A 25,067-nucleotide genomic window follows, 5' to 3' on the forward strand; every position below is an offset into this window, starting at 1 on the left:
GATCTTCCGAAGATCCCGCATCAGCCCCAACCGCATGAGCGTCATCACGAAAGCCGTCCTCACCCTGGAGAGGCAACGCTGAAAATGCTCACTGAGAGGTAGCGGCCTTCGCGCCAGGACCGGCGGTCGGCGAGCAGGATCACACCGCCGATAAGCAGTAGAACGAACCGGGGGTGAGCGCCGTCGGGCTCGTCCAGCTCGCTTTCGAAGAGCCAGGAGGCTAGATCCGCGCCCGTCTCGTAACTCTCGCTCGCGCTGACGCGCAGGGGCGACAGGAGGCGTCCGGAGCCGTCGGCACCCAGGGCGGTGTCGTTGTCGGCGGCCCAGCCGCAGTCGAGCGCGATGATGCCGTGGCCGTGGTAGGCGACGGGCAGGGTGTGCTCGCGTCCGGCGCGGTGCACGGTGAGTTCATTTGGGGTGGCGTCGTATCCGAGGGCGCGCAGCACGGTCTGGTGCCACTCAGTGAGCCGCTTGGCCCACTCAGGGTTGTTGTGCGTATGGAGTCGCGCATCGTCACCAGCATCGCGTTCGGCCGCATCGGCGAAGTAGGCGCGTACGTCTTCGGCGAGGTACATGGAGCGCAGGGCGCGTACCTGTTCGCGAGGGGTCTTGCGCGGGTCGTTCTCGTCGCCCTCGCGTAGGGTCCAGGTGGCGAACAGTCCCTTTTTGAGGTCGGCACCGAGCTGTTCGGCGAAGTAGTACGCGGACAGGTACTCGCCGCGATTGACGAAGGAGTCGAAGTCGGTGCTCATCGTGCAGTGCCCCCTTCAGCAGTGTGCGGTTCCAGGACAGCCAGGAGCCGCAGCATCGGCTCGCCCTTCGTTTCCAGGGACTTGGCCAGGCGCATCCGGTCACTCGCGGCTTGGCCGACTCCCTGCTTGTCCGGGCGCAGACCGGCGGAGAGGGCGTCCTGCTTCCAGTGGGTGACGCGCTTGCGGTAGGGGGCGAGGGTCTTCTCGATGCGCTGGCGGTAGTGCTCCTCAAGCGTGCCGAGGTGCCTCTTGGCCTCATCGATCGCGGCGGGGACCAGAGCGGTCAGACCAGGCAGATCCCGGGGAGTGGCGCGGCCGGGCATGCTCGGGCCGACTCCGTAACGCTCCAGGGCCTCTTCGGTCAGCTCCACTGTGTTCGGTTCCTCGGGCAGGCCGGAGACGGCCATCCACTCCACGATGGTCGGTCGGCCCTGACCATTGGAGTAGATGCCCTGCACCAGGAAGGTGGGACAGTCAACGGCGGCGGCGAGTACCGGGGCCTGGTGGCGGCCGATCTCGACGAGGACCTTGTCGGTCAGCCAGTCAAGGACCGGGTGGACGTCCGATACGTAAGAGACGTTGGGCCACTGGGACTTGGAGGTCTCCCGGGCCGCTTTCAGACGCGCGTCAGCGAGGTCCTTGGAGAAGGTGACGCGCAGTCGGCCCGGTTCGGTCTTACGGGGCATGATCCGCTGCTCGTCCAGGTACGACTTGGGTAGCGCCTTGAGCCGGTAGAGCAGATCGCGCGGGGGCTCGAAGGCGATGGTGCCATCATCGTCGCGCCGCAGGGACAGCTGGTCCTCGGGGTTGGGGTGGCAGACCTGCCGCAGTGCCTCGTCGAAATAGTCGGCGGTGGAGCGGAAGAGCGTCGGCACTACCGCGCGCGGTACTTCGGGGTGTTCGGGGACCGCACCGACCTGACCGAGCAGCCCGGCCAGGAAGGCGGCACCGCCCTGCTGGGACTGCTTGATCGACTCCTCGACGGTACGGCCGGCGATCAGGTCCTGGGTGAGGCGGTTCTCCTCCTCCTTGGCCCGATACAGGCCGGTGACGGCCTCGGCCGAGCCCTCAATCTTGTGGGCTTCTTCCTCGCGCCCCAGGAGCTTCTCGCCCACCAGCCGGTCATCGAGGGTGCGCGGCTGCCCGCTGGTCTCATCCGTGCGCCACGGGATGTCGCTGGTCAGAACCAGTGCCCGGAACTGTGGCGGGTACGCCTGGCCGTAACGGTCGATGCGGCCGTTGCGCTGCTCGATACGGATCAGTGACCACGGCAGGTCGTAGTGCACGAGCAGGTGGCACTGCTGGTGCAGGTTGACACCCTCGGAGGCAACGTCGCCGGTAAACAGGATGCGCACCGGATCGTCGCGCAGCCCGAACTTCTCCACGATGTCCCGCTGCTCTTCGTCGCTGCTGGCCTCGCCGTGCATGACCTGCACCGCACCGCCGAAGCCCAGCCACGGCTTGCTCTCATCCGGGCTGGTCCCGCTCGGAAAGCCGAGCGCGGCCGGTACGGTCTCGGCCAGCCACCTCAGGGTGGGGATTCGCTCGGAGAACACAACAACCCGGGTGTCCGAGCCCGGACCGACACCCATCTCGCGCAGCTCCGCCAGGAGCGCGGTGAGCTTCGCCGAGTCGGAGTCCTGGATCTGCTCGTTCAGCTGCTGCAACTCCACCAGAGCCGCGCGCTCCCGCTTGGTCTCCGCCTCGCGGACCTTCGGATCAACCGGCCGGGTCTGCTTCTTCTTGTCGGCCGGCTTTTCGACGGGTGGCTTGTCCAGCGTCGCGATCCGCGTCTTGATCGACGCCCGTAGGGCCCGGTGCGAGGAAAGAAACGCCTTCAGCAACTGGTACGGCACGAGCTGGTGCCGGCTGACCGAAGGCTGGTCGGGATCACCGGGAATCCAGCGCGTGGCCAGCTCGTGGAAGACGGCAAGCTCCTTTTCACCGGCTGGCGCTCGCAGCGGCTGGGAGGGGCCTCGGTCCGCCCAGGCACCCTTGAGGGACTCGCGTACCTGCGCCGTGGTCTTCGTACGCCGTATGTAGAGATGGTCGAGGTCCTTGACCTCGTACCGGTTCGGGTTGGCGATCGCCGCCTCGTCCAGCATCTTGACCAGCTCGGCGAATGAAGAGGCATCGCCGTTGTGTGGCGTGGCCGAGGCGAGGACCAGCGCGTCGGTCTTCCTCGCCAGCAGCCGGGCGAGCGCGTTGTTCTTCGTGCCCTGGTTGACGAGGTTGTGGGATTCGTCGATGACGACGGCGTCCCACTCGGTGTGCTCCAGGTGGTGGGCGTACACGTCGCTCTTCAACGTGTCCACGGAGATGATCGCCCGCTTGAAATACGCGAACGGGTTGCGGCCTGCGGGGATGTCCTGCTGCACCCGCTGGATCCCCGTCGAGTCCAGCCGCACCAGTGGGATCGCGAACCGGGTCCACAACTCACGCTGGAACTGCTCCAGAACATGCTGCGGCGTCACGACCAAGATCTTCTCGCCGCGACCGCGCCGGATGAGCTCGGCAAGGAGCACTCCGATCTCCAGGGTCTTGCCCAGACCCACCACGTCCGCGATGAGGATCCGCGGTCGTGGGTTCTTCATCGACAGCGCGAGTTCGGCCGGCCGCAGCTGGTGGACCTGCTGGTCCATGAGGAAATTGTCCGCCAGCGCCAGCCCATGCTCGGTCTGAGGCAGGAACGTCTTCCGCATGATCGCCTCAAGGAACAGGCGGGCTCTCCGATGGTTGGCAGAGTCGTCCGCGACCAGTTGCGTCTCGTGGGGGTCGAGCACGCTCACAAGATCGAGCTTGTCGTAGAAGACGGCCTCGACCCCACGGACGAACGAGGAGATGCCGGTGACCTCGACCATCCACCCGTCGCGGGCCGTGGACCGGCACTTGCGGACCAGCCACAGCTCGTCGCGGATCTCCACCTGCGCTCCGGCGGCGTAACCGGACGTGGCGGGAGACTGTTGCTCGGGCGAGGGCTCGTCGGGCTCCCAGGCACCCCACACCGCATCGCTCTGGCCGCCCGCGGCTCCCGCCTCGACGCTCAACGTCCGCTCCGATCCTTCACCAGCGGCACTCACGCCGCTCAACTTCTAACGGGCCTGCCGCCAGCAGATCAGCCGGCCACTCGAACCCGTTCCAGCAAGTCTCCCACCAGGCAATAGCGGCCTCGGGCCGTCAAAGGGTGGAATTCACCGCGTACTGCTCCCGTAGTTCGCCCGCCACCCGCTGCGACGCCACCGGCCGCTCCCGCAGGATGCGAGCTTTTGGCCTCACAGGTGGCGTGGGCAGCTCAGGTACCAGTTCTTCGTCGGCTTCCGGCTCCTCCGGCGCAGGCCGAATGTCGAGTGGGCTGACGAGGTTGTGCGGGTCCACGATCGCGGCCTGCTCATCAATCAGCTTCTCGATCGATGCAGAGGACGGTTCCGGCGTCGGAGTGTTCCCGCCAGCTGCTGTCGTGCGGTCGATGAGGGCGAGCCGCGCATCGGCAGGCGTCCTGCCCGCTGCCTTCATGAGATCCGCGCAGGCGTCCGCCACCTTGGCCAGAGTGGGCCGGCCTTCCGGCGTGTGAGCGAGCATCGCTGCGAGAAGCTCCTTGAAGCCTTCCGGCACACCGCTCAGGTCCGGGCCGATCTCCGGGTTCGAGACCTGCATGGCGACGGCTTCCCACTGGTGTCCGTCGTACGGATAGTGCCGGGCCGCGGCGTATAGGAGGACCGTGCCCAGTGCGTACACATCCGCCGCCGGCGTCACCTGCGGATGCCCGCTCGCCTGCTCCGGGGGCATGCAGCGCACGGTCCCGATGATCATCCCGCTATGTGACAGCGTGTCCTTGGCAGCGTCCATGAACGCACTGAGCCCGAAGTCGATGATTATCGGGCCTTCGCTGCCCAGCATGACGTTCTGAGGCTTCAGGTCTCGGTGCAGCAGCCCCGCATCGTGCACGGCACTCAGCCCTTCGGCGAGGAGCGCGCCGAGGCTGGCCACCAACGGCAGTGGCAGCGTGCCGTCACTATCCACGCAGTCCAACAGGGTCCGGCCGGCCACATACTCCATCGCCAGCCACGGACGATCCGCGAACGGATCAGCATCCAGGAACCGCGCCACCCGGTTGGTGCCGATCACTGTGCGAGCAATCAGAGCTTCCTTCTCGAAGCGCGCTCGCGTGACCGGGTCCAGCTTGTCGGTGCGAATGACCTTCACAGCTACGGGAGAGCCCGCGGGGGAGTACGCGAGATATACCTCGCCCATGCCGCCGGAGCCGAGCTCCCGAGCCACCGTATAGCGGCCAATCTGAGTGGGGCTCCCGGTCATGAGCTCAGTCCACGCCTTTCCACGTCAGCATCTGCTTGGGTCACTTACGCCGCTAGTTTGCCTGGTCTCCGGGCACTCTCGGCAACCAGTCCCGTCCCGGTGACCATGAGAAGAAGAGAGATGGCCATGATCCAGGCTCTGAGGGACTGTGTGACCCCGAGCGCCGGACGTTGGCTTGAAAACGGCGTTTTGCATGCCCATGTCCAGAAGTGAGATCGCCTTCACGGCTCAGGCCCGCTGGCAGCGGCTCTGAGTCAGGCAGGTGGTACGGCACACGCCGGTACTTCCCGCCGATGCCTCCTGTCGCCACAGGCGCGGGTTTGTAATCGTCGAACACCGTGTTGGCGACTCGGTCGCTGTCAGTCCTCGCGCAACAGTTCGTAGTAACTGGGAACCTGCGCCTGGAATGAAGGAGTGATCTTGCCAAGGTCATGCAACGCAGCCCAGAAGGAGACCACGACGCGGGATTCCGACACACTCAGACCAAGCGCACTCGCCACCGCCTCCCGGGTCTCCTGACTCAGGACGACATCCCAGAGCTCTCGGAACACGGCACCCGTATCCAGAAGATGACAGATCACCGGGTACGGCCGGGGCAGCCCGCGTTCCTTACCCCACATACGCGCATCCACAAGACAGCCCCTCGGGGCTGCCGACGCATCGCTCTTCTCCACGAGCACAGAGATAGCACCCCCCACTGACAACGGGCCCAAATCCGCCGAACAGGAGGCGGTGTGAGGGATGGGCCGTACACTCGCTGCGCGATGCCTACGAGAGAGAACGTGATGAGCCATCACCTCTGGCAAAGGAACTGCAAAGGGCTTCCTTAAGCGCAGGTGGCGAAGGGTGCTCTCCGCGCGAGCGGAGGTGAGCCGAGACCCCGGCGAGGCGACCAACCAACGGCCGGGTGCTCTCCGCGCGAGCGGAGGTGAGCCGCCGGGCGATGCCTGCCTGGTGGGAATCCCAGCGTGCTCTCCGCGCGAGCGGAGGTGAGCCGGTGCGAGACAGCTACCTGCGCCTCCTCCGGCGGTGCTCTCCGCGCGAGCGGAGGTGAGCCGCTCGCCGACTTCGGCATGAACGGCGCCTTCCACGTGCTCTCCGCGCGAGCGGAGGTGAGCCGGTCACCGTCGGCGATCGTGCGGGCGCGCTGCAGTGCTCTCCGCGCGAGCGGAGGTGAGCCGGAATAGGCAGAATCCGTAGCCCACTGGTCACCGTGCTCTCCGCGCGAGCGGAGGTGAGCCGCGGTGATGGCTGGGAGAGCATCCGCAGGGAGGGTGCTCTCCGCGCGAGCGGAGGTGAGCCGGCGCCCGTGTCATGAACGGCTACACCGTGCTCGTGCTCTCCGCGCGAGCGGAGGTGAGCCGAAATTCACCGAGCGTGAGCTTCACACCCGAGTGTGCTCTCCGCGCGAGCGGAGGTGAGCCGGCGACGGCCGGCGGTGGCGCGTGAGACACCGAGTGCTCTCCGCGCGAGCGGAGGTGAGCCGCCAGCCCCGGGTGGGGTGGTTGCACGACTGGTGTGCTCTCCGCGCGAGCGGAGGTGAGCCGGCGCGGACGCCGTCGCCGTCGCAGCCGACATCGTGCTCTCCGCGCGAGCGGAGGTGAGCCGAGGTCCGGGTCCATGCCGGTGCAGCGGGCACCGTGCTCTCCGCGCGAGCGGAGGTGAGCCGCGTGCCCGGATCAAGACGGTCGGACAGATCAAGTGCTCTCCGCGCGAGCGGAGGTGAGCCGCGGAGGCCGACAAGCAGCGGGCGCAGACCGAGGTGCTCTCCGCGCGAGCGGAGGTGAGCCGGCGGAGACGCGCAGGGCGGCGGTGCTCATGGAGTGCTCTCCGCGCGAGCGGAGGTGAGCCGGCGGCCGGGGTTCCGCCGGCCGATCCGGCGCGGTGCTCTCCGCGCGAGCGGAGGTGAGCCGTGGACCCACAGGCCGAGAACTTCAGGTGGAACGTGCTCTCCGCGCGAGCGGAGGTGAGCCGCTGGAGCGGTGGGAGGAGTACCTGGCCACGATGTGCTCTCCGCGCGAGCGGAGGTGAGCCGTCGCCACTCTTGGGGGCGAACCGGATGCGCACGTGCTCTCCGCGCGAGCGGAGGTGAGCCGAGCACGTACTCGAGGGCGTCGACGGCGGGGGAGTGCTCTCCGCGCGAGCGGAGGTGAGCCGATCGACGAGCCCGCTGCGCATCCTTCGACGTTGTGCTCTCCGCGCGAGCGGAGGTGAGCCGGTGGAGGCCGGTGCGGTGGCCGGCGCCCACACGTGCTCTCCGCGCGAGCGGAGGTGAGCCGACCGTGCTCCGCGCGATGCTGCTGTCGGCTGAGTGCTCTCCGCGCGAGCGGAGGTGAGCCGTCGAGGCTGAGCGTCATTGCTGCTCCTCACGGGTGCTCTCCGCGCGAGCGGAGGTGAGCCGGTCCGTGACTATGGCGAATGAGGTCTGGGGCAGTGCTCTCCGCGCGAGCGGAGGTGAGCCGCTCTCTAGCTATGTCAATGAACTCTCTAGTTAGTGCTCTCCGCGCGAGCGGAGGTGAGCCGCAGTGCACCGGCGCCGTTGCGGACGCCGCCGCGTGCTCTCCGCGCGAGCGGAGGTGAGCCGCCGGGCGATGCCTGCCTGGTGGGAATCCCAGCGTGCTCTCCGCGCGAGCGGAGGTGAGCCGCGGCGAAGTGGACGACGGTGCGGCGGCGCGCGGTGCTCTCCGCGCGAGCGGAGGTGAGCCGGTGATGGTGGCGGTGGGGCCGTTGCGGTGTTTGTGCTCTCCGCGCGAGCGGAGGTGAGCCGGGGCCGTCGTCGCCGTCACCGATCCACACCGGGTGCTCTCCGCGCGAGCGGAGGTGAGCCGGACCGGCCGTTCCCTGACCCGGTACTCCCCGCGTGCTCTCCGCGCGAGCGGAGGTGAGCCGCTCACGTCGCCGTAGGCGGACGTCGTGCTGCTGTGCTCTCCGCGCGAGCGGAGGTGAGCCGTCGGTGCGGGTGATCGCGGTGATGGTGTCGAGGTGCTCTCCGCGCGAGCGGAGGTGAGCCGGAGAGCCCGGGGATCGTGTCGAGGTACGTCCTGTGCTCTCCGCGCGAGCGGAGGTGAGCCGCCTCCTGGAGGGAACGGGCTCTGAACACCGAGGTGCTCTCCGCGCGAGCGGAGGTGAGCCGGCCGCCCAGGCTGCTGCGCCGCGCCGCAAGGAGTGCTCTCCGCGCGAGCGGAGGTGAGCCGGCGTCGGCGGAGCCGGGTCTGATCCCAACCCCGGTGCTCTCCGCGCGAGCGGAGGTGAGCCGTGTTCGACATCGTCAGAGGGGAACCCAGGGGCGTGCTCTCCGCGCGAGCGGAGGTGAGCCGCACCTGCTGGCCGCCTGATCCGAGAGGACCACGTGCTCTCCGCGCGAGCGGAGGTGAGCCGGGCCGCATTCTCGTGGTGGTGCCGACCCTGGAGTGCTCTCCGCGCGAGCGGAGGTGAGCCGATTCCGGCGCACCGCCGGCTGTACCTGACGGCGTGCTCTCCGCGCGAGCGGAGGTGAGCCGGAGAACACGGGAATGGCCGTGAAACTGCGTGAGTGCTCTCCGCGCGAGCGGAGGTGAGCCAGGACCCCGGGCGCAGGGCGGCCCGGGGTCCTTGTGCTCTCCGCGCGAGCGGAGGTGAGCCGGTCGGGCACCGGCGGCTGCACGTCGACCGGCAGTGCTCCGCGCGAGCGGAGGTGAGCCGCCCCCGGTCCAGCCGGAGTTCACGACGACCGGGTGCTCTCCGCGCGAGCGGAGGTGAGCCGAGGCCCGGGAGCACCTGCACACTCTCCACGCGGTGCTCTCCGCGCGAGCGGAGGTGAGCCGACTGCCGCACCTCCAGCGTCGGCGGCGTCCTTGTGCTCTCCGCGCGAGCGGAGGTGAGCCGGTGCGGCGCGGGTCGGACTCCGCCATGGTCGGGTGCTCTCCGCGCGAGCGGAGGTGAGCCGTGGACCGCGCGGCCATCGCCCTGTCCAGCGCTGTGCTCTCCGCGCGAGCGGAGGTGAGCCCGTAGGCTGCTCCGGCCTGACCCTTTGGCCGAGCTGAAGCTCCCGCACGTCACCAATATCCGCGATCTCAGCAGTGAGATCACCCGCCGCACGGGACGGCGGGTGATCCTGGAGCCCCGTGAGATGGCTCCCTCTGTTTGCGGAGCCTGCGCCGTCACGGAAACTGCGTTTCACGTGGGCTACGACCCACGGACCAGCACCCTGCACCAGGACCACACCATCGCCCACGAGTTCTGCCATCTGCTGCTCGGCCACCACGAAAACCGTCCAGCGTCGGCACTCTCTGAAACGATCTTCACCAACGTGAGCTCGGGCACCGTGCAGATGATGCTGGGCCGCACCAAGTACGACGAGGACGAGGAGAGGGACACCGAACAGCTCGCTTCGCTACTCCAGCGCCAGATCATCGACCGGTGGCTGCGCAGCGACGAGTCCTCCGGGGACGACGTACAGGACCGCGTCACGCACACACTGCTGCGCCGACGGGAGGCCCGGCGGTGAAAGACCTCCTCCACCCCATCAGCCTGATTGTTGCGACGCTCGGCTTTCTCTGCCTTCTGCGTGACGTACTCACCCGGCGCCGAGACCCCGCCTCGGCCGCGCTTGCCGCCGTCTTCCTGCTGTCAGGGCTGTCGTTCCTGTTCTCCATCACGCCGATGTGGAACCATCTCGACCGGGTGCTCGGCACCGTCAACCTCTCCGTGCCCCTCTCACAGGGCTGCGTGATCGCGCTACTGGCCTGCCAACAGGTAGTCCTCACCTACTGGGGTTCCCCGCCCGAGATCGCCCGCCGGCGAAGTCGCCGCTGGCTCGGTGCCGGCCTCTTGGCGATCGCCGCGCTGCTGGTGCTGTTCGCGCTGCTCACGCCCAGTGCCCCGCACCCGAGCGACTTCACGCTCTACTACGCGCACGACGCCCGGTACGCCGCGTACCTCACCCTGTACGTCACGGCCTACACCATCGGCGAGATCTTCCTCGCCCGAGCCTGCTGGCGCCTGGCCCGCCGCAGCGTCCGGGGATCGGTCCGCGTCGGCCTGCGCATCATCGCGCTCGGTGCGACAGTCACCCTCGGATATAGCGCCGTCCGCATCGGCAATGTGATCGCCGGTGCCTTCGACACGTCCCTCGCGGATTGGGAGGGCGTCGCCTGGACCTGCGGCGATGTCGGCGCCATGCTCACGTTGATCGGCTGGCTCGTACCCACGATCAGCGACCAAGCCCAGAGCATCCGGTACCGGATCAAGCAGTACCGCAGCTACTACGGCCTGCGCCCCCTGTGGCTCGCCTTCTACAGCGAGGCCCCAGAAATCGAGCTGCCGATCGACAGGGTCGATCCGGCCCAGCGGCGCCGCTTCCGGCACATCTCAATCCGGCTCTACCGCCGAGTCGTCGAGATCCGGGACGGCCGCTTCGTCATCCGCCAGTACCTCGACGCGTCCATCCGCGAGGCCAGCGAAACCCGGCACAGGGCCCGGGGCCTCCACGGACACGAGCTGTCCGCAGCCGTCACGGCGGACCAGATCCTCGCCGGGATCTCCGCCCGTGCCACCGGAACCCGTCCTGCGCCCGACCAGCTCACCGAGTTCGCCGACTCCGGACGCCAGACCACCCGGCCCAAGGACGACGTCGACGCCCTCCTTGACGTCGCCCGCAACCTGCCCCGCCAGCCCGCACGAGCCCCCCACCTTGAGCGAGTTCCCGGATGACGAACAACCCCACCCACCAGCCGGCCCACATCCAGCTCCAGGCCCTGGAGCGAGGCGAGATCTCCAGTCGCGAGCTGCTCGACCTCCACCTGGCACAGATGGATGCCAGCCTGATCAACGCCGTCGTCACCCGCGACGACGGGGCAGCCCGCGCCGCCGCACACGCGGCCGACGAACGCCGCGCACGCAAAGCGAGCGTCGGGATCCTCGACGGCCTTCCCCTCACGGTCAAGGACAGCTTCGAGACCGCCGGCCTGCGCACCACGAGCGGCGCCGAAGACCTCGCCGATCACGTCCCCACACACGATGCCGACGCGGTTGCCCGACTCCGCCACCAAGGCGCCATCATCATGGGTAAGACCAACGTTCCGGCGTACTGCCAGGACCTCCATACCGACAATGCCCTGTTCGGCCCCACTCTCAACCCGCGCGACCCCAAGCGCACGACCGGTGGCTCCTCTGGAGGCCCCGCCGCCGCGGTTGCCGCCCATCTGACCCCCGCCGACCTCGGCAGCGACCTCGCCGGCTCTCTGCGGCTCCCCGCCCACTACTGCGGCGTCTACGGCCTGCGCCCCACCCACGGACTCATCACAGCCCGCGGCCACATCCCTCGCCCGCCGGGATGGATCACCAGCAGCGACATGCTCACCCCCGGACCCGTAGCCCGCCACTCCCGCGACCTCGACCTGCTCCTCACCGCACTGACGACACCATCACCCGCCGAGAACACCCCCTGGGGTGTCACGCTGACCGCGAAGCAACGTCCGCTCGATCAACTCCGCGTGGCAATGTGGGCAGACGACCCGGCCTGTCCCATCGACGGGGAAACCGCCCAAGCCCTCGCCGTTTTCGAAGCGAGAATCGCGTCCGCCGGAGCCGCTGTCCACCGCACTGCGGGCCCCGTCGACTTCGCCGACTCCGTCCGCCTCTTCGAGCAGCTCCTCCACGCCACCGCGACCGCCACCACCGACGACGACGCTGGCGCGGTCGAACTTGCCGCGGCCCGTGATCTGGACCCGGGCGACGCGAGCCCACGAGCCACCTTCCTGCGCCAACGCACGCAGACCCACCGCGCCTGGCTACGCGCCAACGAGGAGCGCTTCTGACTGAAGCGGACCTGGCACCGATTCTTCGCCGAGGGACCGTACGACGTCCTCATCACGCCTGCCGCTCCTACGGCGGCGATTCCCGCCGGCAGCCGTTCCCTCACGGTCGACGGCGCCGTCCGGAGCTTCTTCGACCAGACCGGCTGGGCCAACCTCACCAGCCACGTCGGGCTGCCCAGCCTGGTCATGCCGCTTGGCCGCAGCGCCGGCGGCCTCCCGATCGGGGTGCAGCTTGTGGGACCTGCGTACGCGGATCGCACTCTGCTCGTGGCGGCCGAGTACCTGGCGTCCCTGCTCGGAGCCGAGGGCGTCACCCCGTCATGGAGCGGATGATCTCGGCGCCACCGTTTCAGGCGATCGAGGCTTCACCGGCACCGGGTGGTTCAGACCGAGTGAAGAAGTGGTTCAGGGCCTCGGGGGATGACGGCCACCGCGCAGGCATCCTGGCGCCGGTTGCCCCCGAGGCGCCGCAGGAGCTCCTCTCGATGGAGCCGGCCGCGTCGGGCGGATTTGGGGAGGCAGCGTCCAGCCCGGATCGACTTCCGCCGAGGCCGGGATACCGCCCTGGGCGGTCAGTGGCGGCTAGCAGTGCAGTGATGGGCGTCGAGGATCCGGCGGGACTGGGCGTCGGCAGGCCGAAGAGCGCCCAGGAGGGTATCGCGGCGCAGGGTGAGCACTGGGGCGGTGTCGGGGGCCTGTCCCTTGGCCACGGGGCCAGGGAGCTCTATCCATCGGCCGTCAACTGCAGTGGAGTAGAAGGTTGCGTCGGGAGCCCAGTACGGCGTTCCCTTCAGGCACGGGTACGCCCGGCTCGCCGCCGTGACGACATCGACGTACCCGGCCGGCTTCGGGGAGTACTTGGGGAGAGACGGTGTCTCTGCGGAGGGAGAGGGTGACCCTTCGGTCAGGTTGAGCGCCACTGCCGCGATGACAGCTGCGGCCAGCGAGAGTACCAAGGCCGTGAGGACCGTCGCGGCCAGGGTTAGGGGCCAGGTGGGTGGCACGAAGTGCCTCCATTGGGAGGGGAGTAGCGGTCGAAGAGAAGTGTGGGCAGGCGGAATGTGTCGACGCCTGGACTTGCAGAAACTTGCGCGGCTTTTTGGCCCGGTGGGGCCAAGTGTGCATGTTCTTGCGCTTTAGGACGCGGCGTCCGGCCCTCGCATGGACACGAGGCGCACATCCGCTGCCCGGGGCCGAAGAGTTAGCGAACCTGTAGTTCCTGGTCAAATGCAGGGAGTCATTTACCGGTTGTCATATGAGTCCATGCCGCATGGCGTAAGCCACCGCGTGAGAGCGATTCCGCAGTTGCAGTCGTGTCACGACCGAGTGCAGAACGTTCTTGATGGTGCGTTCGGAGAACGACAACGTGGCCGCAATATCCGCGGTGTCGTAGCCTTCAGCCACGAGGCGTAGAACGTCCACCTCACGCTGTGCGAGGCCCGTGAAATGCAGTCCGCGCGGACTGAGGACCTTGCTCTGCAGTTTGCCGACCTCCTCCAGAAGGCGTCCGAGCAGGTCCGAGGGAAGGTATCCGTCCCCCTTCGCGACGGTGCCTATGACGTGCACCAGGTGTTCCGGCGTTGCATCCGTACGCCGAACTATGCCGCCGACTCCGCCTTCAGCTGCGCTCACCACCTTCTGCTTGTCGACGTCCGTCGCTACCAGCACAGTTCGGGCTGGTGTGGTGCGGTGGATATGCCGCAGCAGCCGCAGTACGGCTTCATCGATTGTGTCTGTCACGAGCAGGAGTACCTGGGGTACGAGGTCGGTGCCCTCTTCCCACTCCGTCAGCGTCACCTCTGGGCGGGGTCTCAATTGGCTGGTCACGCCAGCCCGCGAAATCGGGTCCTGCGCATGCACCGCGACAGCGATGCGTTCTATGGGGGTGCCAGTCACGCTTTTGCGTTCTCCCATTTCCAGTGCATCGGGCGGTGGCCTCATGTGCCAAGGGTTGTCCACCAGGAGCGGATGGGGGCGGCTCCGCTGCCCTTGGCGAGGGATCCGTCCGGGCGGCGGTCGGGCAGGCCGAGGAGCTGCTGCTCGATGGAGGTGAGGGCGGGGTCCTTTTGGAGATTGGTGGCGGGGTCGTCGACGGGGTGGAGCCAGCGGTATCCGTACTGGAGCATCAGGGCGATGCGGGGCCGGCCGGAGAGGTTGATGCCCCCGGTATGCCAGGTGCGGTTCTCGAAGAGGACCGCGTCGGTGCCGGTGATGTCGGGGGTGGTGGCGCCGGGCGGGTCGATCTCGCCGTCGGGGACGACGGGTTCTTCGGTGAGGCGGTGGCTGCCGGGGAGGAACATGGTCAGCCCGCAGTCGGGGGTGACGGGGGTGAGGTAGTGGGCGGCCTTGATCGCCATCCGGGGGGTGTTCGGGAAGCCGAGGTCGGCGGTGACGCCGTACATGTCGCGGTGCCAGCCGTGGCGTTCGGGGATGCGGATGGTGCGGGGTGGGCCGCTGGGCAGGGCGATGAGGTGGGCGGAGAGCAGGTGGATGTTCGGGCTGAGGAGCTGGACGACGGTGGGCAGGACGGTCGGGTTGGCGAGGAGCGGGAGGAAGGCGGGTTCGAGGTTGAGGCATCCGCGGAAGCCGTCCTTGCCGTCGCCTCCTTGGTCGCGGCCCTGGGTGATGTCGCTGGCCAGCAGCTTTTCGGCGGCGGTCAGGAGCCGGTCGCGCAGATCCGGGGTGATCGCGTTGCGAATGATCGCGTACCCGTCGCGTTCGAAGGCGTCGATGGTGCCGGCGTCGGGGGCGGCGGGCGGGGGCGGGGTGCTCATGGGACCGGAGTCTCCTTCGGGGTGTCGGTGAGGGTGGTGGCGAGCTTCCACAGGCCGGTGTCGTCGAGGCCGCTGAGCCGGCGGAGGTGTTCCTGGGAGACGGGGCGGCCGGGGTCGCGGTAGCCGAGGACGGTGAGCCGGGGTCCGGGGTGGCGGCGGCCGAGGAGGGCGTGGATGTCGGCGGGGTGTCCGCTGGTGGCCAGGACGATCGGTGCCCGGGTGCCGAAGTGGCGGGCGAACGCGTCCGGGGCGAGGGCGAGGGGGCGGGTGCCGTCCTCGGCGAGGGCCGTGAGGTCGTGGACGTGGACGTACCGCAGGCGCAGGCCGGGGCGTTCGGCGCGCAGCCGCCGGGCGAGGGTGGTCAGGGCCTCGGCGGGCAGATCGCCGGCGGAGGCGAGGATCAGGTCGGGCTCGCCGGGGCCGGGGTGCGTTAGGTGGGGCCAGATCGCGATCCCGTGCCGCAGTTCCTCGTCGATGGTCTTCAGCGGGTGATGGCAGTGCGTGTGCTTGCCGGCGACGACGATCGTGCACCGGTCGAGCTTGCGTAGGGCGAAGGTGAGGGCGGCGGCGGTGCGCGCGGGGTCGGCGGGGGTGAGGATGTGGAGTGTGGGGTCGCCGCCGGCCAGAAGTGCCGTGGGGAGGCTGGGGTTTTGGTGGGTGAGGGTGTTGTGCCAGCCCAGGCTGGTCATGAGGTAGACCAAGCTGGGCAGCGGGGCGAGCCCCATGTGCCGACGCACGGACCGGTGTTTGAGCTGCTGCTGGATGAGGCTGAGCGTGATCGGCGCGAATGCCTCGTAGGTGGCGACGAGGGCGTGCCGGCCCGTCTCGGTGTAGCCCTGGGCCCAGGCGTGGCATACCTCCTCGCTCAGGACCTCCACCGCCCACGGCGCCGGGCGTCCGTGTCCGTCGGTGAGGTCGAGGCGGTTGGAGGCAAGCTCGTCGGGGCTGAACACGCGGAACGGCCCCTGTTCGGCACGGTCTCGCAGGACCTCGGGGACCACCTGCGCGAACGGACGCCCGGCGGCGTGCGCGGCGACCTGGGCGGAGGCGGCGACGCAGCCGCGCGGCGCCGGGAGGCCGGCGGGCTCGGGCCGGGGTACGGGGAGCGCGGGCAGCAGGTGCGGTCGGGGCTGGCCGCCGGGGGTGAGGAGCTGGGTGGGCTGGTAGGAGGCCAGCCAGTCGGCGAGCGCGTCGAACTCGGCGGGCACGCCGGCCGGGTCGTGCAGCGGCGTCTTGTGGACCGCCGGAGTGCCGACGAGGTGGGCGGGCGCACCGTGGCCCTTGTCCAGGGTGAGCACCAGGACGCTGGAGGGGCCTGGGATGCCCAGGGGCTGGGTGGCGCCGAGGGCGTCGGCCAGCGCCTGGCGGAGCTGGCCGGTATCGAGCCCGTCGCTGTAGACGGGCCGGTGGCCGAGGCCGGTGAAATAGGCGGTGAGTTCGGCGCGGCTCAGGCTGGACAGCACGCTCGGCCCGCCCATCCTCTGCCCGTTCATCAGGACGACGGGCAGGACAGTGCCGTGGTCGCCCGTACCGTGCAGCGCGCGGGCGGCGAGCCAGGAGGCGGCGGCCGTCCCGGTCTCGCACTCCCCGTCGCCGATCAGGACCACTGACAGCCGGTGGGGCGCGTCGAGGACGGTGCCCTGTCCGATCGCGAGGGCGGGCCCGAGTTGGCCTCCGGTGTGCAGGTGGCCGGGGATCATCGGGGTGATCTCCCCGCCGATGTCGGCCCGGGGGAATCCCACGACGAGTCCGCGCAGCCCGGCCTCGCCCTGGGCCAGGTCGGGGTGGGCGCGGCCGAGTCGGCCGGTGAGGTAGGCGTGGGCGAGGGCGGAGGGCCCGGCGTGCCCGGCGCCGTGCAGGACGTGCAGTTCGTAGCCGTCGGGGACGGCCGCCTGGAGCGGGCCCAGGGCGGCGAGCATCCGGTTGACGGGCGGGCACACCCCCCAGTGCCCGGCCGGCCGCGTCTTGACGTCGGCCGGGGTCAGGGGCCTGGCCAGGAGCGGGTTGTCGCGCAGGTAGAGCTGGGCGAGGCAGAGGTAGTCGAGCGCGTCGGCGACGGCGGCCACCGACGCGTTGGGCACCAGGCGGTTCGTGCGGCGGGCGAGGTCAGCCCACATGCGGTCCTCCCGGCTCGGTGAGGGCGGCTTCGACGGCGCGGGCGTGGACGGTGCCTTCCCGCTCCAGGCGGGCCGGGGCGCCCGCGGGGCAGTCGACGATGGTCATGTGCCGGCCGTGCGGGCAGATCCCGCCGTCGACGACCGCGGCGATCCCGCTCTTCGTGGCCTGTTCGAAGGCGGCGACCTGGGCGGCGGTGAGCGCCGGGTGGTCCTTCTCGCCGGCGGTGGGGGCGGAGATGCTGCACACGGCGGCGGCGAGCGGTTCGCCGGCCAGGGCGACGAGGCGGCCCAGGATCCCGTCGGGGCATCCGACGAGCGCCGGGGAGCCGACCGCCGCGACGGCCTGCGCATCCGGCTTCCACGGAAGGCGCAGCGCGAGGTCTCCCGGCCACAGGGCGCCGGCCAGGAGGCGGGCGTCGACGCTCAGGTCGAACAGGACCTCGGCCGTGGCCGGGGAGTCGAGTAGGAGCAGCAGCGGCTTGCCGGTGGGGCGCTGCTTGGCGCGGAAGACCGCGTCCGTGGCGGCCGGGTCGGCGGCGCGGGCACAGAGCATGTACCAGCGCGGGGTGGGCACGGCGACCAGCTGCCCGGCAGACAGGAGCCGGGCGGCGGCGGGGAGCTGCTCGGGGGTGAGGACGTTCACGATGCCCTGCCCTCTCACGCGGTGCCGGGGTAGGCGAGGGCGGCGAGCGCCGGGTACTCCAGCCACGGGTCCGACAGGGCGTCCAGGGCGAGTTCGTGGTGCTGGGTGTGCTGGATACGGAAGTACGCCATCACCCTTGGAGTACTGCTGGTGTTGATGCCGACCCGGTGCGGGACGAGGTGGTGCATCACGATCACGTCGCCGGGCTCGGCGGTGAAGGCGGTGCCGTCCTGGGCGTCGATGTCGTCGGGGGTCTGGGCCGGCTGCCCCAGGGTCCAGTCCGTGGCGAAGTAGCGGGCCATCCGGTGGTGCCCGCCGGGCACGTAGTGCAGAGCACCGGCGTCCGCAGTGGCGCTGCCGTCCAGGACGACGCCGATGATGAAGGCGAACGTGCGCAGGTCGGACGGTTCCAGGTGGGGGCAGGAGACGCCGTCGACGTGCATCCGCTTCACCGGCTGCTCGGCGCCGTGCGGAAGCCGGATCTGGATCTGCGCCCGGGTGACCGGGGCGGTCCTCGCGGGCCACAGCAGGTCTCCGGCCAGCTCCACCAGGCCACTGCGGTGGTAGAGGGCTAGGAGGTCGGGGTGCTCTTCCAGCTCGGGGGCGAAGCTGCGTTCGGTGTAGGCGGTGAGCCGCGCGGGGTCGTACGCCTCGTTCAGCCAGCCGCCGACGAGGTTACGGGCCCGGGACAGAGCGTCGCCGTGGACCAGGCCACGGCGTATGAGGACGCCGTCGTCGACGAACAGACTCTGCTCGTCGTCGCTCCATATCTCAGGTCGAGGCATGGTGGATCTCTCCTTCTGGAAGGACGGGGCAGGGGCCGGGGCGGAAAGACGGGCCGCCCCGGCGAAGAAGAAGGCGCGCGTCAGCCGCGTCGGCCGAGGACGACCTCGAATGAGGCGTGCTCGGTCAGACCACCGGCGGCGGCGTGCTCGTCGAGCAGGGCGCGGGCGCGGTGCTCGAAGTCGTCGACCCGCTCGCCGAACAGCGGCCGGGCGGCGAAGGACGTTGAGTACAGGTAGCCGATCACCGTCTCGGTGGTCCACTTCCGCACGACGGCGACGGTGCGCTTCTCTACCCGGCTGAAGGCGGACTCGGCGAGGATCTCGCTGTACGGCCGGTCGTGTGCCGCGTACGTTTTGCCCGCACCGGCCCGCCGCTCTTCGCCCAGGTACTCCTGGATCAGGGCCCGCAGGGCGTCGGTCCACGCGGTGCGCGCGGTCCACAGGCTGCCGTCGCCCATGACCGCGACGGTCGCGTCCGGCGCGGTCATGCCCTCCAGCCGCGACAGCACCACGTCCTGGTCCATCCAGTGGAACGCGCGACACACCGTGACGAGGTCGGCCCGGTAGGAGGCGGGCGGGGTGAACTCCTCGGCCGCGGAGTTGTGCAGGCGGACGGTGACCGGCAGTCCGGTGAGGGCCTTGTCGGCCTCGGCGAGCATCCCCGCGTCCTGCTCGACGACGTCGATCTCCGTCATCGTCTCGGCCAGGGCGAGGGGGACCTGCCCGGTGCCGGATCCGAGGTCGAGCAGGGCCCGGTGCTCCTTGCCGGCGACCTGCCGGGCGAGCAGCTCGACGGCTTCCTGCGGGATGCCGGGCCGGTAGGCGGCGTAGTACGGGGCGGTGGTGTCGAACTGGCTCACGGGGTGGTGCTCCTGATCGTGTGGGTTGATGGGAGGAGGGTTTGCTCGATGTGCCGTACCGCGCGTGCGAGGTTCGGCACGACCGTGACCTGGCCGGGGTGCTCGGCCAGCAGTCGGCGGGCTTCGGTTGACGGCGGGTGCGGGGTGATCCACAGGGCCTGGGCTCCGGCGGCGAGGGCGCCGCGCACGTCGTAGTCGAGGCTGTCGCCGACGTGCAGCACCTCTGCGGGGTCGCAGTTGTGAAGACGGGCAACAGTCTCCACGGCGCGCGGGTCGGGTTTGGCGAACCCGGTCTGCCAGGAGGGGTGATGGGCTCGTAGGTGGGGGGCGAGGAGGGCGGCGACGTCGGTCTCCCGCTCGTCCCAGTGACTCACGTTCGACAGGGTGACCACCGGTATCACCCGGGCGATCCGGGCCACCGCCTCCACCGCGCCGGGCCACAGGGTGAAGGCGGGCGGGCGGTGGTCGCGGGGGAAGGCGGACGGCGCGATGCCCAGGGCGGCGCACACCGTCTGCGGCCCCGTCGCGTCGGCGCTCGGGCCCAGGGCATGCAGGATCCGCTGGGCGATCCGCTTCGCCTCCCGGGCCGGGCGCGGGGACAGCGCCACCAGGTGCTGCGTCAGCGTCGTCCCGGACGGCTCGCCCAGGGTGTACCCGACATCGAGGCTCACCAGCCGCACCGGCGCCGCGTTCACGAACGGCTTCCCAGAGCCGTGATGATCACGCCGATCCGCTCGGTGCGCACGGATGCGGACGCGGCCTCGCCGAGGAAGGTCAGCAGGTGCCGGGCCTCGGCCGGCGACCAGCCGCCGGTGTCGACGCCGGCTTCGGCAGCCGCTTGGGCGAGGTCGTCGGGGATCGCCGGCGGGCGGGCGCCGTGCGGAATCAGCAGCGTGCCGCTCCACTCCTCGCCGGCTCGCTGCTGCGGCAGGACCGGGGCGAGGGGAGAAAGGACGGTGACGTCGTCAAACGTGAGGATCCGGACCGCGACTTCGGGCAGGTGCACCGGCTGTTCGAGGCGCAGGGTGGTGGACAGGAAGGTGTCGTGTCCGCTCAGCCGCTCGTCCACGACGAGCAGCGCCGTCCCTTCGTGCTGCCGCAGGCGGCCGTGGACCGCTAACTCCCCTGTGTGCCTGGGCATTACAGGCGCACCTCCATCCCAAGGCCGGGCCGGTCGGGGAGAGCGACGTGTCCGCAGTCGGGGCGGAGCGTGCCGCGCAGTGCCCGCTGGCGTCTCGGCTCCCACACCACCTGGTACTCCACCGCCCCGGCCGCGCCGGGGAAGGCGGCGGCCAGGTGCACGGCGGGCAGGAACGCCCGGCCGTGCAGGTGGACCGGCACCCTCGCGTCGTGGGCGGCGCCCAGCCAGCCTCGCGCCTCGGTGATGCCGCCGCACCACACCGCGTCGAACGTGAACGCCTCCGGCCGGCAGCTCTTCAGTAGCGCCCTGGCGTCCTCCCCGTGGGACAGCCGCTCGCCGAACGCGACCCGAAGTCCTTTCGCGTGACCGAGAAGTTGCGTGTAAGCGGTCCGGTCGGTCCGCGCGAGCGGGTCCTCCACCCAGCGCACCACCTCCGGGTCGAGGAGTGGTGCGACCTCCATGGTCCGCAGGTGGCCCCAGGTGCCCAGGGCGTCCACCGCCACGCTCTGCCCCGCCCACTGCGCTGCCCGTTCGGCCAGCCGTGCGATCTCGCGGGCTCCGGCGTCGCGCAGGGCCCACTTGGTGAAGGCGAACCCCTCGCCGGCGGTCGCCCTGACCGAGTCGGCGGCCGACGCCCCGTTCAGATCCAGGGAGAGCCAGGATGCGTAGACGGGTACCTGCCGCGCGGGCCGGTCGCTGAGCAGGGCCGCGACCGGGAGGTCGGCGAGGCGGCCGTGCAGGTCCCACACCGCGCAGTCCAGCGCCCCCACCGACCACCGGCCCAGCCCCGCCTCGTGCGGACCGAGTTCGGCCAAGAGCCTGTCCAGCAGGCCACGGTGGTCGTTCACAGGGTGGCCCAGCGCGCTCTGCCCGAGCCGGGTGGCGATGAGCGCGGCGGGCAGCTCGTCGACCGGAGCGAACGCCCCGGTCACCCCGCCGGCCTCGACCACCACCGCGAACCGGCTGTCGCCCTTCTCCCACTGGCCGGCCACGCTCTCGTCGAGGTGCTCGACCCGTACCCGCTCGATGACCGCGTCAGCGGGGCCCATCGACGAGGTCCTCTCCCGCGTAGGTGAAGTACCACAGCGGCCGGTAGCACTCCCAGCCCACCGGCCGCAGCCCGGTCGGCGCCATCGCCCGCTCGATGGCCGTACGCGCCCGCAGGTAGTAATCCACGTGTTCTGCGCCCGGCGTCCGCATGACCTGCATCACCGGCGTGTGCGCCTGGAAGACCTGGAAGTTCGGGAACTCGCTCACCTCGCCCGCCAGAGCGTTCACCCCGCGCGCGAGGTCTTCCAGCGGGTCGATCCCGGCAATGTACGTGTACGAGGTGTCCAGCCCCGCCGCCCTCGCCCGCGCCAGCAGGCCCGGCATCTGCTCCGGGAGCAGGCTGGCCTTGGTCTCCTTCATCAGGGCCTCCCGCCTGGTGAAGTGCTCGGCCGTCAGCCGGAGCACGAACGGCGACACCTGCGAGGCGATCGTCGCGAACGCCTCGTCGCTGCGCAGCACGGAGGTGAGGAAGCCGATCCGGGCCGTGACGCCGGCCCGTTCCAGGGCGGGCCGCAGGGCGGTCAGATGGTCGACGGCGGCCTCCTCACGCTCGAAACAGCCGGTGGAGACGGTGACCTCGGTGAGTTCGGCCAGGTTGCGGCGGGGGTGCTGCTCGCCGAGGGCGCGCAGCAGGGCGTCGAGCCCCTGCTCCTCCTGCATCTTCGGGTCGGCGGCGGCCTCCAGCGTGTTGGGGCACCAGCCGCATCCGACGCACCGGCTGCGCGCGTTCGGGTTGAGGGTCGCGGCCCGGCCGCCGTTGCGGAAGTACCCGCCGACCGCCTCGTCGGCGTCGATGCGCTCGACGTGCGCGACCACCTCACCGTTCAGCGACAGCTCGTCGCCCCGGAGTAGGAATGGCGAGGCCGGCCGGTTCAGCGGGACGATGACCTGCCAGGGCACGTCGGGACGGCGATTGAGGTGGAGGTTGACCCGGGCCCGGTTGCGGTCCTGGTCGGAGGTGATCCCGTACAGGTTGACGGCGATCAGCAACACGTCCTCGACGGGGACGTTGTGGTCCAGGGCGGACTGCTCCAGTTGCTGCAGGCGCTCACTACCGACGGCTATGGGCTGGGTTGCGGAGCGAGAGGTCATGAATTACTCCATGTCAGGTAGGCGGTTGCTGGAGCTGTTGCGCGCGTTGTACCTGGGCCTAGCGGTGGGTATCGGTCGGACGGGGTGGTACTCGCCATCGCGCGCCCGCTTTGCGCGGTGTTCAAGGTTGCGGGGGATCTGCTGGTGCAGGTCGGACCGAGGTGGTATCCCTGCCACGCTGAACGGGCACTCTTCGTGGCGTCATTTCGTACGAGGCCCAGACCTGCCCGCCGACTCGCCGTGTGGTCGACCGACCGAACAGGTGGGCCGGGGTGAGGGCTCCTTGGAGGCACTGGTGCTCTGCCTCCGATAGTTCTGCGTCGCGGGTGACGCCAGCGCGGAGTGCCGTTGGGCGGCGCCGAGGCGTACGTCGGCGCCCGCGATCGTGTCGATCACCCTGAACAGTGCGGCGGTACGCCCCTGCGGCGGGATCGGAGGGCGTTCTCGGCGGCGTGGTCCAATACCCGGGTGAAGTGCTCGGCCCGCTCGTCGCCCTCGGCCTCCTGGGCGCGGAGGTCGCCGAAGTGCTTCCAGTACCGGCGGCTGACGTCGCTTTTCATGATCCACGCGGCGTGCAAGGGAAGGTGCCCCTTCGGGACGAAGCCGAGGCGGTCGCGCAGGCTGAACGAGCAGAGGAGCCGGTTGGCCGACATGAGCCGCATGTACTCCTCGGTATCCATGCCCTCGGGCTTCCAGATTTCGGCGAGGTCAGGGGTGGTGGACACTTGCGCCAGCCATTCGATCTGGTTGCCCGCGAGGGTCGCCTCGTTCTGTTCGGCCTGGTGCCGCGCGTTCTGCCGGAGCAGGGCGGATCCGACCATGGTGGTCGCGAGGGAGACTGCGGCGCCGGCGGCGAGGACAGCGGTGGTGAGCTTCATACGGCAACGGTCCTTTTCGTATGAGGGGGATCGGTGGGTGCGGCGGATCGGTGGAGTGGGCGGCGCTCGTTGGGTCATGCGACCTCCGCGAGCACGACGGTCGGGGAGTCGTCGGCCTGGGAAGCCTGAGATATCCGGCGACGCACCGTCTCCAGAGCCGCGGCGATGGGTGACAGCCCGACGGAAGCCCTTCGCTGGTCCAGGGAGTCGGGCACGCGCACCGGGCACAGCTCAACCCCTGTTGCGCTGAGGAACAATTGAGTTCCGAACTCCTGGGGGCGACCGCTGTTGAGCAGGGTGCGGTCGTAGAGGTGGGCCCAGTGTTGAATACGCGCGTCGCCGTCCTGGACTGCACGCTCCAGGAGGGTGGTGGCGGCACGCTGGAAGTCGGCCTCGTCGTCGGAGTGAAGAGCCAGGCTCCAGGCGGCGCGTGCGGCTTCGGCGCCGACGAGGCGGTGGCCGGGCCAGTCGTGCTCAGCCAGGACTCGACGCAGCACCTTGGTGTCGGCGTGGTCGGCGTGACGGTCCTGGCCGAGCTGGACGGAGTCGAGTTGGTTGCGCACGCGCTTGGCTCTGCGCGCTGCCGCCTTTGTGGCTCGGTCGATGAGTTCGCGGGCGAGGTCCGGTCGCAACGGTTCGGCTGCCGTCACGCGATGCTCCGGCTGCGTGTGGCAGAGCGCGGCTCGTGGACCTGGCAGCCGATGAGCGCGCTCAGTCCCCAGCGCCGCTCGGCAATGAGTTCGAGGCGGGCGACTCGTTCATCGTGCTGTCCGGTGCCTTCTCCCCGCACGTCCCAGCCCATGTCGGTAAGCCGTTGGAGGACGGGGGCGATCGGATCACCGTCGAGGGGCCGGCGGGCCAGAGCCTCAGCGCGCACGAGGGGCAGGTCGACTCGGGCGGCGAAGTCGGCGGCCCACAGGGTGATCAGCCGGATGGTGTAGTCGGAGCGGTCGGGCAGGGTGTGGAGACTGCTAAGGAAGAGGCTCGGGCCCTGCCCCCAGCTGATCTCGGGCGTGCGCTGCGGGATCATGCAGGCCAGCAGGACGCCGTCCTCGAACAGTCCGGCCGGCTCCGCGTTCGAGTCGCGGAACAGGGCCGGGACGTCGGCGCGTGCGGGCACCGGCAGGCCGCGCAGAGTGAGCCAGCGCTGACGGTCCTGGACGAGCGCGACGGCCTCGTCACGCTCGGCGTCCGTGCACAGAGTTCGCATCTCGTACACGGCTGCTGATTCTGGTGCGCGTCGCTGTTGCGGGGGAGGCGTGTTCACTGGTTCGCACCGCCCTCCGCGGTGCCGAGCGACCTGGCGCCCAGCAGGTGCCAGGCGTGGGCCAGGACGACGAGCTGGATGACATCGGAGGCGCCCGCCTCGTCGAGCAGTTTGGCGCGTGCGGACCGGAGATTTGCCGGGGGGATCCTGGCGGCTCGGGCGATGTCACGGTCGGCGCTATGCTCGGCGACCGCCTTCAGAAGCTGCTGCTGCTCCGCGTTGAATCCAGGGGCCGTCCGCTCCGAGGTGGGCGGGTCGACCTGCTCGGCGGCCAGCAGAAGATGCACGAGCACCTGCGGCTTGCAGCGAGGCGGACAGTGGACGTTCATCCGAATGTCACGGATGTACTGACGGACCGTGTGGGGCGACAGCCCGGTCCGCGTGGCGATGCCTTGGGCGGTGTGACCGTCAACAAGATGCTGGGCGATGAGCTGGTGGGTCGGCTTCAGCGGTGTAATCGGTGCGCCGGTCGTCGTGGACGGGTTCACGCGTGTCTCTTCTCGGCTGGGCGGACGGATTCAGGAAGGGGTGCCGCCGGCGCCCGCGGGGGACGGGGGCCGGCGGCACGGGCCCGTGCGCGGCGGTCGGGATTCACGG

Annotated in this window: 21 protein-coding genes, 2 pseudogenes and 1 CRISPR repeat array; of the genes and pseudogenes, 4 read left to right on the top strand and 19 right to left on the bottom strand. The window is 70.0% G+C overall.

Going from position 1 to position 25,067, the window contains the following annotated elements:
• Nucleotides 1-82 (top strand): annotated as a pseudogene (locus ACZ4LX_RS32470) (IS5/IS1182 family transposase); the annotation flags it as partial.
• Here the strand turns inward: ACZ4LX_RS32470 and ACZ4LX_RS32475 are convergent.
• The 4 genes from ACZ4LX_RS32475 to ACZ4LX_RS32490 all read right to left on the bottom strand — a co-directional run bounded on the left by ACZ4LX_RS32475 (nucleotide 60) and on the right by ACZ4LX_RS32490 (nucleotide 5,740).
• The gene (locus ACZ4LX_RS32475) at nucleotides 60-752 is read right to left on the bottom strand and encodes a hypothetical protein (protein WP_467650503.1); all 693 of its coding nucleotides are present in this window, start codon (nucleotides 750-752) and stop codon (nucleotides 60-62) included. The pseudogene ACZ4LX_RS32470 and the gene ACZ4LX_RS32475 overlap by 23 nt on opposite strands.
• Nucleotides 749-3,799 (bottom strand): SNF2-related protein, encoded by a 3,051-nt coding sequence (locus tag ACZ4LX_RS32480; RefSeq protein WP_467650504.1) that lies wholly within the window; start codon nucleotides 3,797-3,799, stop codon nucleotides 749-751. Before ACZ4LX_RS32480 ends, ACZ4LX_RS32475 begins: the two co-directional genes overlap by 4 nt.
• A 130-nt stretch (nucleotides 3,800-3,929) precedes the next feature.
• Nucleotides 3,930-5,066 carry a serine/threonine-protein kinase gene (locus ACZ4LX_RS32485; protein ID WP_329539150.1) on the bottom strand — a complete coding sequence of 379 codons (1,137 nt, stop codon included), beginning with the start codon at nucleotides 5,064-5,066 and terminating at the stop codon, nucleotides 3,930-3,932.
• A gap of 359 nt (nucleotides 5,067-5,425) precedes the next feature.
• Nucleotides 5,426-5,740, bottom strand: coding sequence for a CRISPR-associated endonuclease Cas3'' (locus ACZ4LX_RS32490; protein ID WP_467650505.1), 315 nt, complete (start codon nucleotides 5,738-5,740; stop codon nucleotides 5,426-5,428).
• A 172-nt stretch (nucleotides 5,741-5,912) separates the two neighbouring features.
• Nucleotides 5,913-9,052: direct repeats of the CRISPR family, unit length 29 nt; unit sequence GTGCTCTCCGCGCGAGCGGAGGTGAGCCG.
• A gap of 23 nt (nucleotides 9,053-9,075) precedes the next feature.
• Here ACZ4LX_RS32490 and ACZ4LX_RS32495 point away from each other — a divergent pair.
• From ACZ4LX_RS32495 to ACZ4LX_RS32505, 3 genes and pseudogenes are all read left to right on the top strand, one after another.
• Nucleotides 9,076-9,552, top strand: coding sequence for a hypothetical protein (locus ACZ4LX_RS32495; protein WP_467650506.1), 477 nt, complete (start codon nucleotides 9,076-9,078; stop codon nucleotides 9,550-9,552).
• Entirely contained in the window at nucleotides 9,549-10,757 is a 1,209-nt protein-coding gene (locus ACZ4LX_RS32500) for an MAB_1171c family putative transporter (RefSeq protein WP_467650507.1), read from the top strand. Before ACZ4LX_RS32495 ends, ACZ4LX_RS32500 begins: the two co-directional genes overlap by 4 nt.
• A 98-nt stretch (nucleotides 10,758-10,855) precedes the next feature.
• Nucleotides 10,856-12,196: pseudogene (locus ACZ4LX_RS32505) on the top strand (amidase family protein).
• A gap of 239 nt (nucleotides 12,197-12,435) precedes the next feature.
• Here ACZ4LX_RS32505 and ACZ4LX_RS32510 read toward each other — a convergent pair.
• The 15 genes from ACZ4LX_RS32510 to ACZ4LX_RS32580 form a co-directional block, all read right to left on the bottom strand.
• Nucleotides 12,436-12,867 (bottom strand): hypothetical protein, encoded by a 432-nt coding sequence (locus tag ACZ4LX_RS32510; protein ID WP_467650508.1) that lies wholly within the window; start codon nucleotides 12,865-12,867, stop codon nucleotides 12,436-12,438.
• A gap of 247 nt (nucleotides 12,868-13,114) precedes the next feature.
• Complete coding sequence (locus ACZ4LX_RS32515; RefSeq protein WP_467650509.1) at nucleotides 13,115-13,804, bottom strand: helix-turn-helix transcriptional regulator; 690 nt, start codon at nucleotides 13,802-13,804, stop codon at nucleotides 13,115-13,117.
• Nucleotides 13,801-14,637 carry a phytanoyl-CoA dioxygenase family protein gene (locus ACZ4LX_RS32520; RefSeq protein WP_467650510.1) on the bottom strand — a complete coding sequence of 279 codons (837 nt, stop codon included), beginning with the start codon at nucleotides 14,635-14,637 and terminating at the stop codon, nucleotides 13,801-13,803. The genes ACZ4LX_RS32515 and ACZ4LX_RS32520 overlap by 4 nt, the downstream gene beginning before the upstream one ends.
• Nucleotides 14,634-16,754 carry a phosphoketolase family protein gene (locus ACZ4LX_RS32525; protein WP_467650511.1) on the bottom strand — a complete coding sequence of 707 codons (2,121 nt, stop codon included), beginning with the start codon at nucleotides 16,752-16,754 and terminating at the stop codon, nucleotides 14,634-14,636. Before ACZ4LX_RS32525 ends, ACZ4LX_RS32520 begins: the two co-directional genes overlap by 4 nt.
• On the bottom strand, nucleotides 16,744-17,415 hold the full coding sequence (locus ACZ4LX_RS32530) for an L-threonylcarbamoyladenylate synthase (protein ID WP_467650512.1): 672 nt from the start codon (nucleotides 17,413-17,415) through the stop codon (nucleotides 16,744-16,746). Before ACZ4LX_RS32530 ends, ACZ4LX_RS32525 begins: the two co-directional genes overlap by 11 nt.
• Nucleotides 17,412-18,182 carry a phytanoyl-CoA dioxygenase family protein gene (locus tag ACZ4LX_RS32535; protein ID WP_467650513.1) on the bottom strand — a complete coding sequence of 257 codons (771 nt, stop codon included), beginning with the start codon at nucleotides 18,180-18,182 and terminating at the stop codon, nucleotides 17,412-17,414. The genes ACZ4LX_RS32530 and ACZ4LX_RS32535 overlap by 4 nt, the downstream gene beginning before the upstream one ends.
• A gap of 80 nt (nucleotides 18,183-18,262) precedes the next feature.
• Nucleotides 18,263-19,042, bottom strand: coding sequence for a class I SAM-dependent methyltransferase (locus ACZ4LX_RS32540; RefSeq protein ID WP_467650514.1), 780 nt, complete (start codon nucleotides 19,040-19,042; stop codon nucleotides 18,263-18,265).
• Entirely contained in the window at nucleotides 19,039-19,737 is a 699-nt protein-coding gene (locus ACZ4LX_RS32545; protein WP_467650515.1) for an HAD family hydrolase, read from the bottom strand. The genes ACZ4LX_RS32540 and ACZ4LX_RS32545 overlap by 4 nt, the downstream gene beginning before the upstream one ends.
• Nucleotides 19,734-20,183, bottom strand: a complete 450-nt coding sequence (locus ACZ4LX_RS32550; protein ID WP_467650516.1) for a hypothetical protein — start codon at nucleotides 20,181-20,183, stop codon at nucleotides 19,734-19,736. Before ACZ4LX_RS32550 ends, ACZ4LX_RS32545 begins: the two co-directional genes overlap by 4 nt.
• The gene (locus ACZ4LX_RS32555) at nucleotides 20,183-21,232 is read right to left on the bottom strand and encodes an enolase C-terminal domain-like protein (protein WP_467650517.1); all 1,050 of its coding nucleotides are present in this window, start codon (nucleotides 21,230-21,232) and stop codon (nucleotides 20,183-20,185) included. The genes ACZ4LX_RS32550 and ACZ4LX_RS32555 overlap by 1 nt, the downstream gene beginning before the upstream one ends.
• A complete protein-coding gene (locus ACZ4LX_RS32560) occupies nucleotides 21,219-22,325 on the bottom strand; it encodes a hypothetical protein (RefSeq protein WP_467650518.1) in 1,107 nt (368 codons plus the stop codon). The genes ACZ4LX_RS32555 and ACZ4LX_RS32560 overlap by 14 nt, the downstream gene beginning before the upstream one ends.
• Nucleotides 22,326-22,717: 392 nt before the next feature.
• Nucleotides 22,718-23,203: a DUF6082 family protein gene (locus tag ACZ4LX_RS32565; RefSeq protein ID WP_467650519.1), complete on the bottom strand. Its 486-nt coding sequence runs from the start codon at nucleotides 23,201-23,203 to the stop codon at nucleotides 22,718-22,720.
• 74 nt (nucleotides 23,204-23,277) lie between these two features.
• The gene (locus tag ACZ4LX_RS32570; RefSeq protein ID WP_467650520.1) at nucleotides 23,278-23,853 is read right to left on the bottom strand and encodes a DUF6624 domain-containing protein; all 576 of its coding nucleotides are present in this window, start codon (nucleotides 23,851-23,853) and stop codon (nucleotides 23,278-23,280) included.
• Nucleotides 23,850-24,413 (bottom strand): hypothetical protein, encoded by a 564-nt coding sequence (locus ACZ4LX_RS32575; protein WP_467650539.1) that lies wholly within the window; start codon nucleotides 24,411-24,413, stop codon nucleotides 23,850-23,852. Before ACZ4LX_RS32575 ends, ACZ4LX_RS32570 begins: the two co-directional genes overlap by 4 nt.
• A gap of 53 nt (nucleotides 24,414-24,466) precedes the next feature.
• Entirely contained in the window at nucleotides 24,467-24,958 is a 492-nt protein-coding gene (locus tag ACZ4LX_RS32580; protein ID WP_458336841.1) for a DNA-binding protein, read from the bottom strand.
• Nucleotides 24,959-25,067: the final 109 nt, after the last annotated feature.

The organism is Streptomyces sp. NPDC026062 (assembly GCF_055568375.1).

What these genes read in the sequence shown, in the direction of transcription:
- ACZ4LX_RS32575 (WP_467650539.1), bottom strand. Translation starts at nt 24,413, where the DNA reads ATGCGAACTCTGTGCACGGACGCCGAGCGTGACGAGGCCGTCGCGCTC.
- ACZ4LX_RS32550 (WP_467650516.1), bottom strand. Translation starts at nt 20,183, where the DNA reads ATGCCCAGGCACACAGGGGAGTTAGCGGTCCACGGCCGCCTGCGGCAG.
- ACZ4LX_RS32485 (WP_329539150.1), bottom strand. Translation starts at nt 5,066, where the DNA reads ATGACCGGGAGCCCCACTCAGATTGGCCGCTATACGGTGGCTCGGGAG.
- ACZ4LX_RS32475 (WP_467650503.1), bottom strand. Translation starts at nt 752, where the DNA reads ATGAGCACCGACTTCGACTCCTTCGTCAATCGCGGCGAGTACCTGTCC.
- ACZ4LX_RS32565 (WP_467650519.1), bottom strand. Translation starts at nt 23,203, where the DNA reads ATGAAGCTCACCACCGCTGTCCTCGCCGCCGGCGCCGCAGTCTCCCTC.
- ACZ4LX_RS32560 (WP_467650518.1), bottom strand. Translation starts at nt 22,325, where the DNA reads ATGACCTCTCGCTCCGCAACCCAGCCCATAGCCGTCGGTAGTGAGCGC.
- ACZ4LX_RS32515 (WP_467650509.1), bottom strand. Translation starts at nt 13,804, where the DNA reads ATGAGGCCACCGCCCGATGCACTGGAAATGGGAGAACGCAAAAGCGTG.
- ACZ4LX_RS32525 (WP_467650511.1), bottom strand. Translation starts at nt 16,754, where the DNA reads ATGTGGGCTGACCTCGCCCGCCGCACGAACCGCCTGGTGCCCAACGCG.
- ACZ4LX_RS32520 (WP_467650510.1), bottom strand. Translation starts at nt 14,637, where the DNA reads ATGAGCACCCCGCCCCCGCCCGCCGCCCCCGACGCCGGCACCATCGAC.
- ACZ4LX_RS32555 (WP_467650517.1), bottom strand. Translation starts at nt 21,232, where the DNA reads ATGGGCCCCGCTGACGCGGTCATCGAGCGGGTACGGGTCGAGCACCTC.
- ACZ4LX_RS32535 (WP_467650513.1), bottom strand. Translation starts at nt 18,182, where the DNA reads ATGCCTCGACCTGAGATATGGAGCGACGACGAGCAGAGTCTGTTCGTC.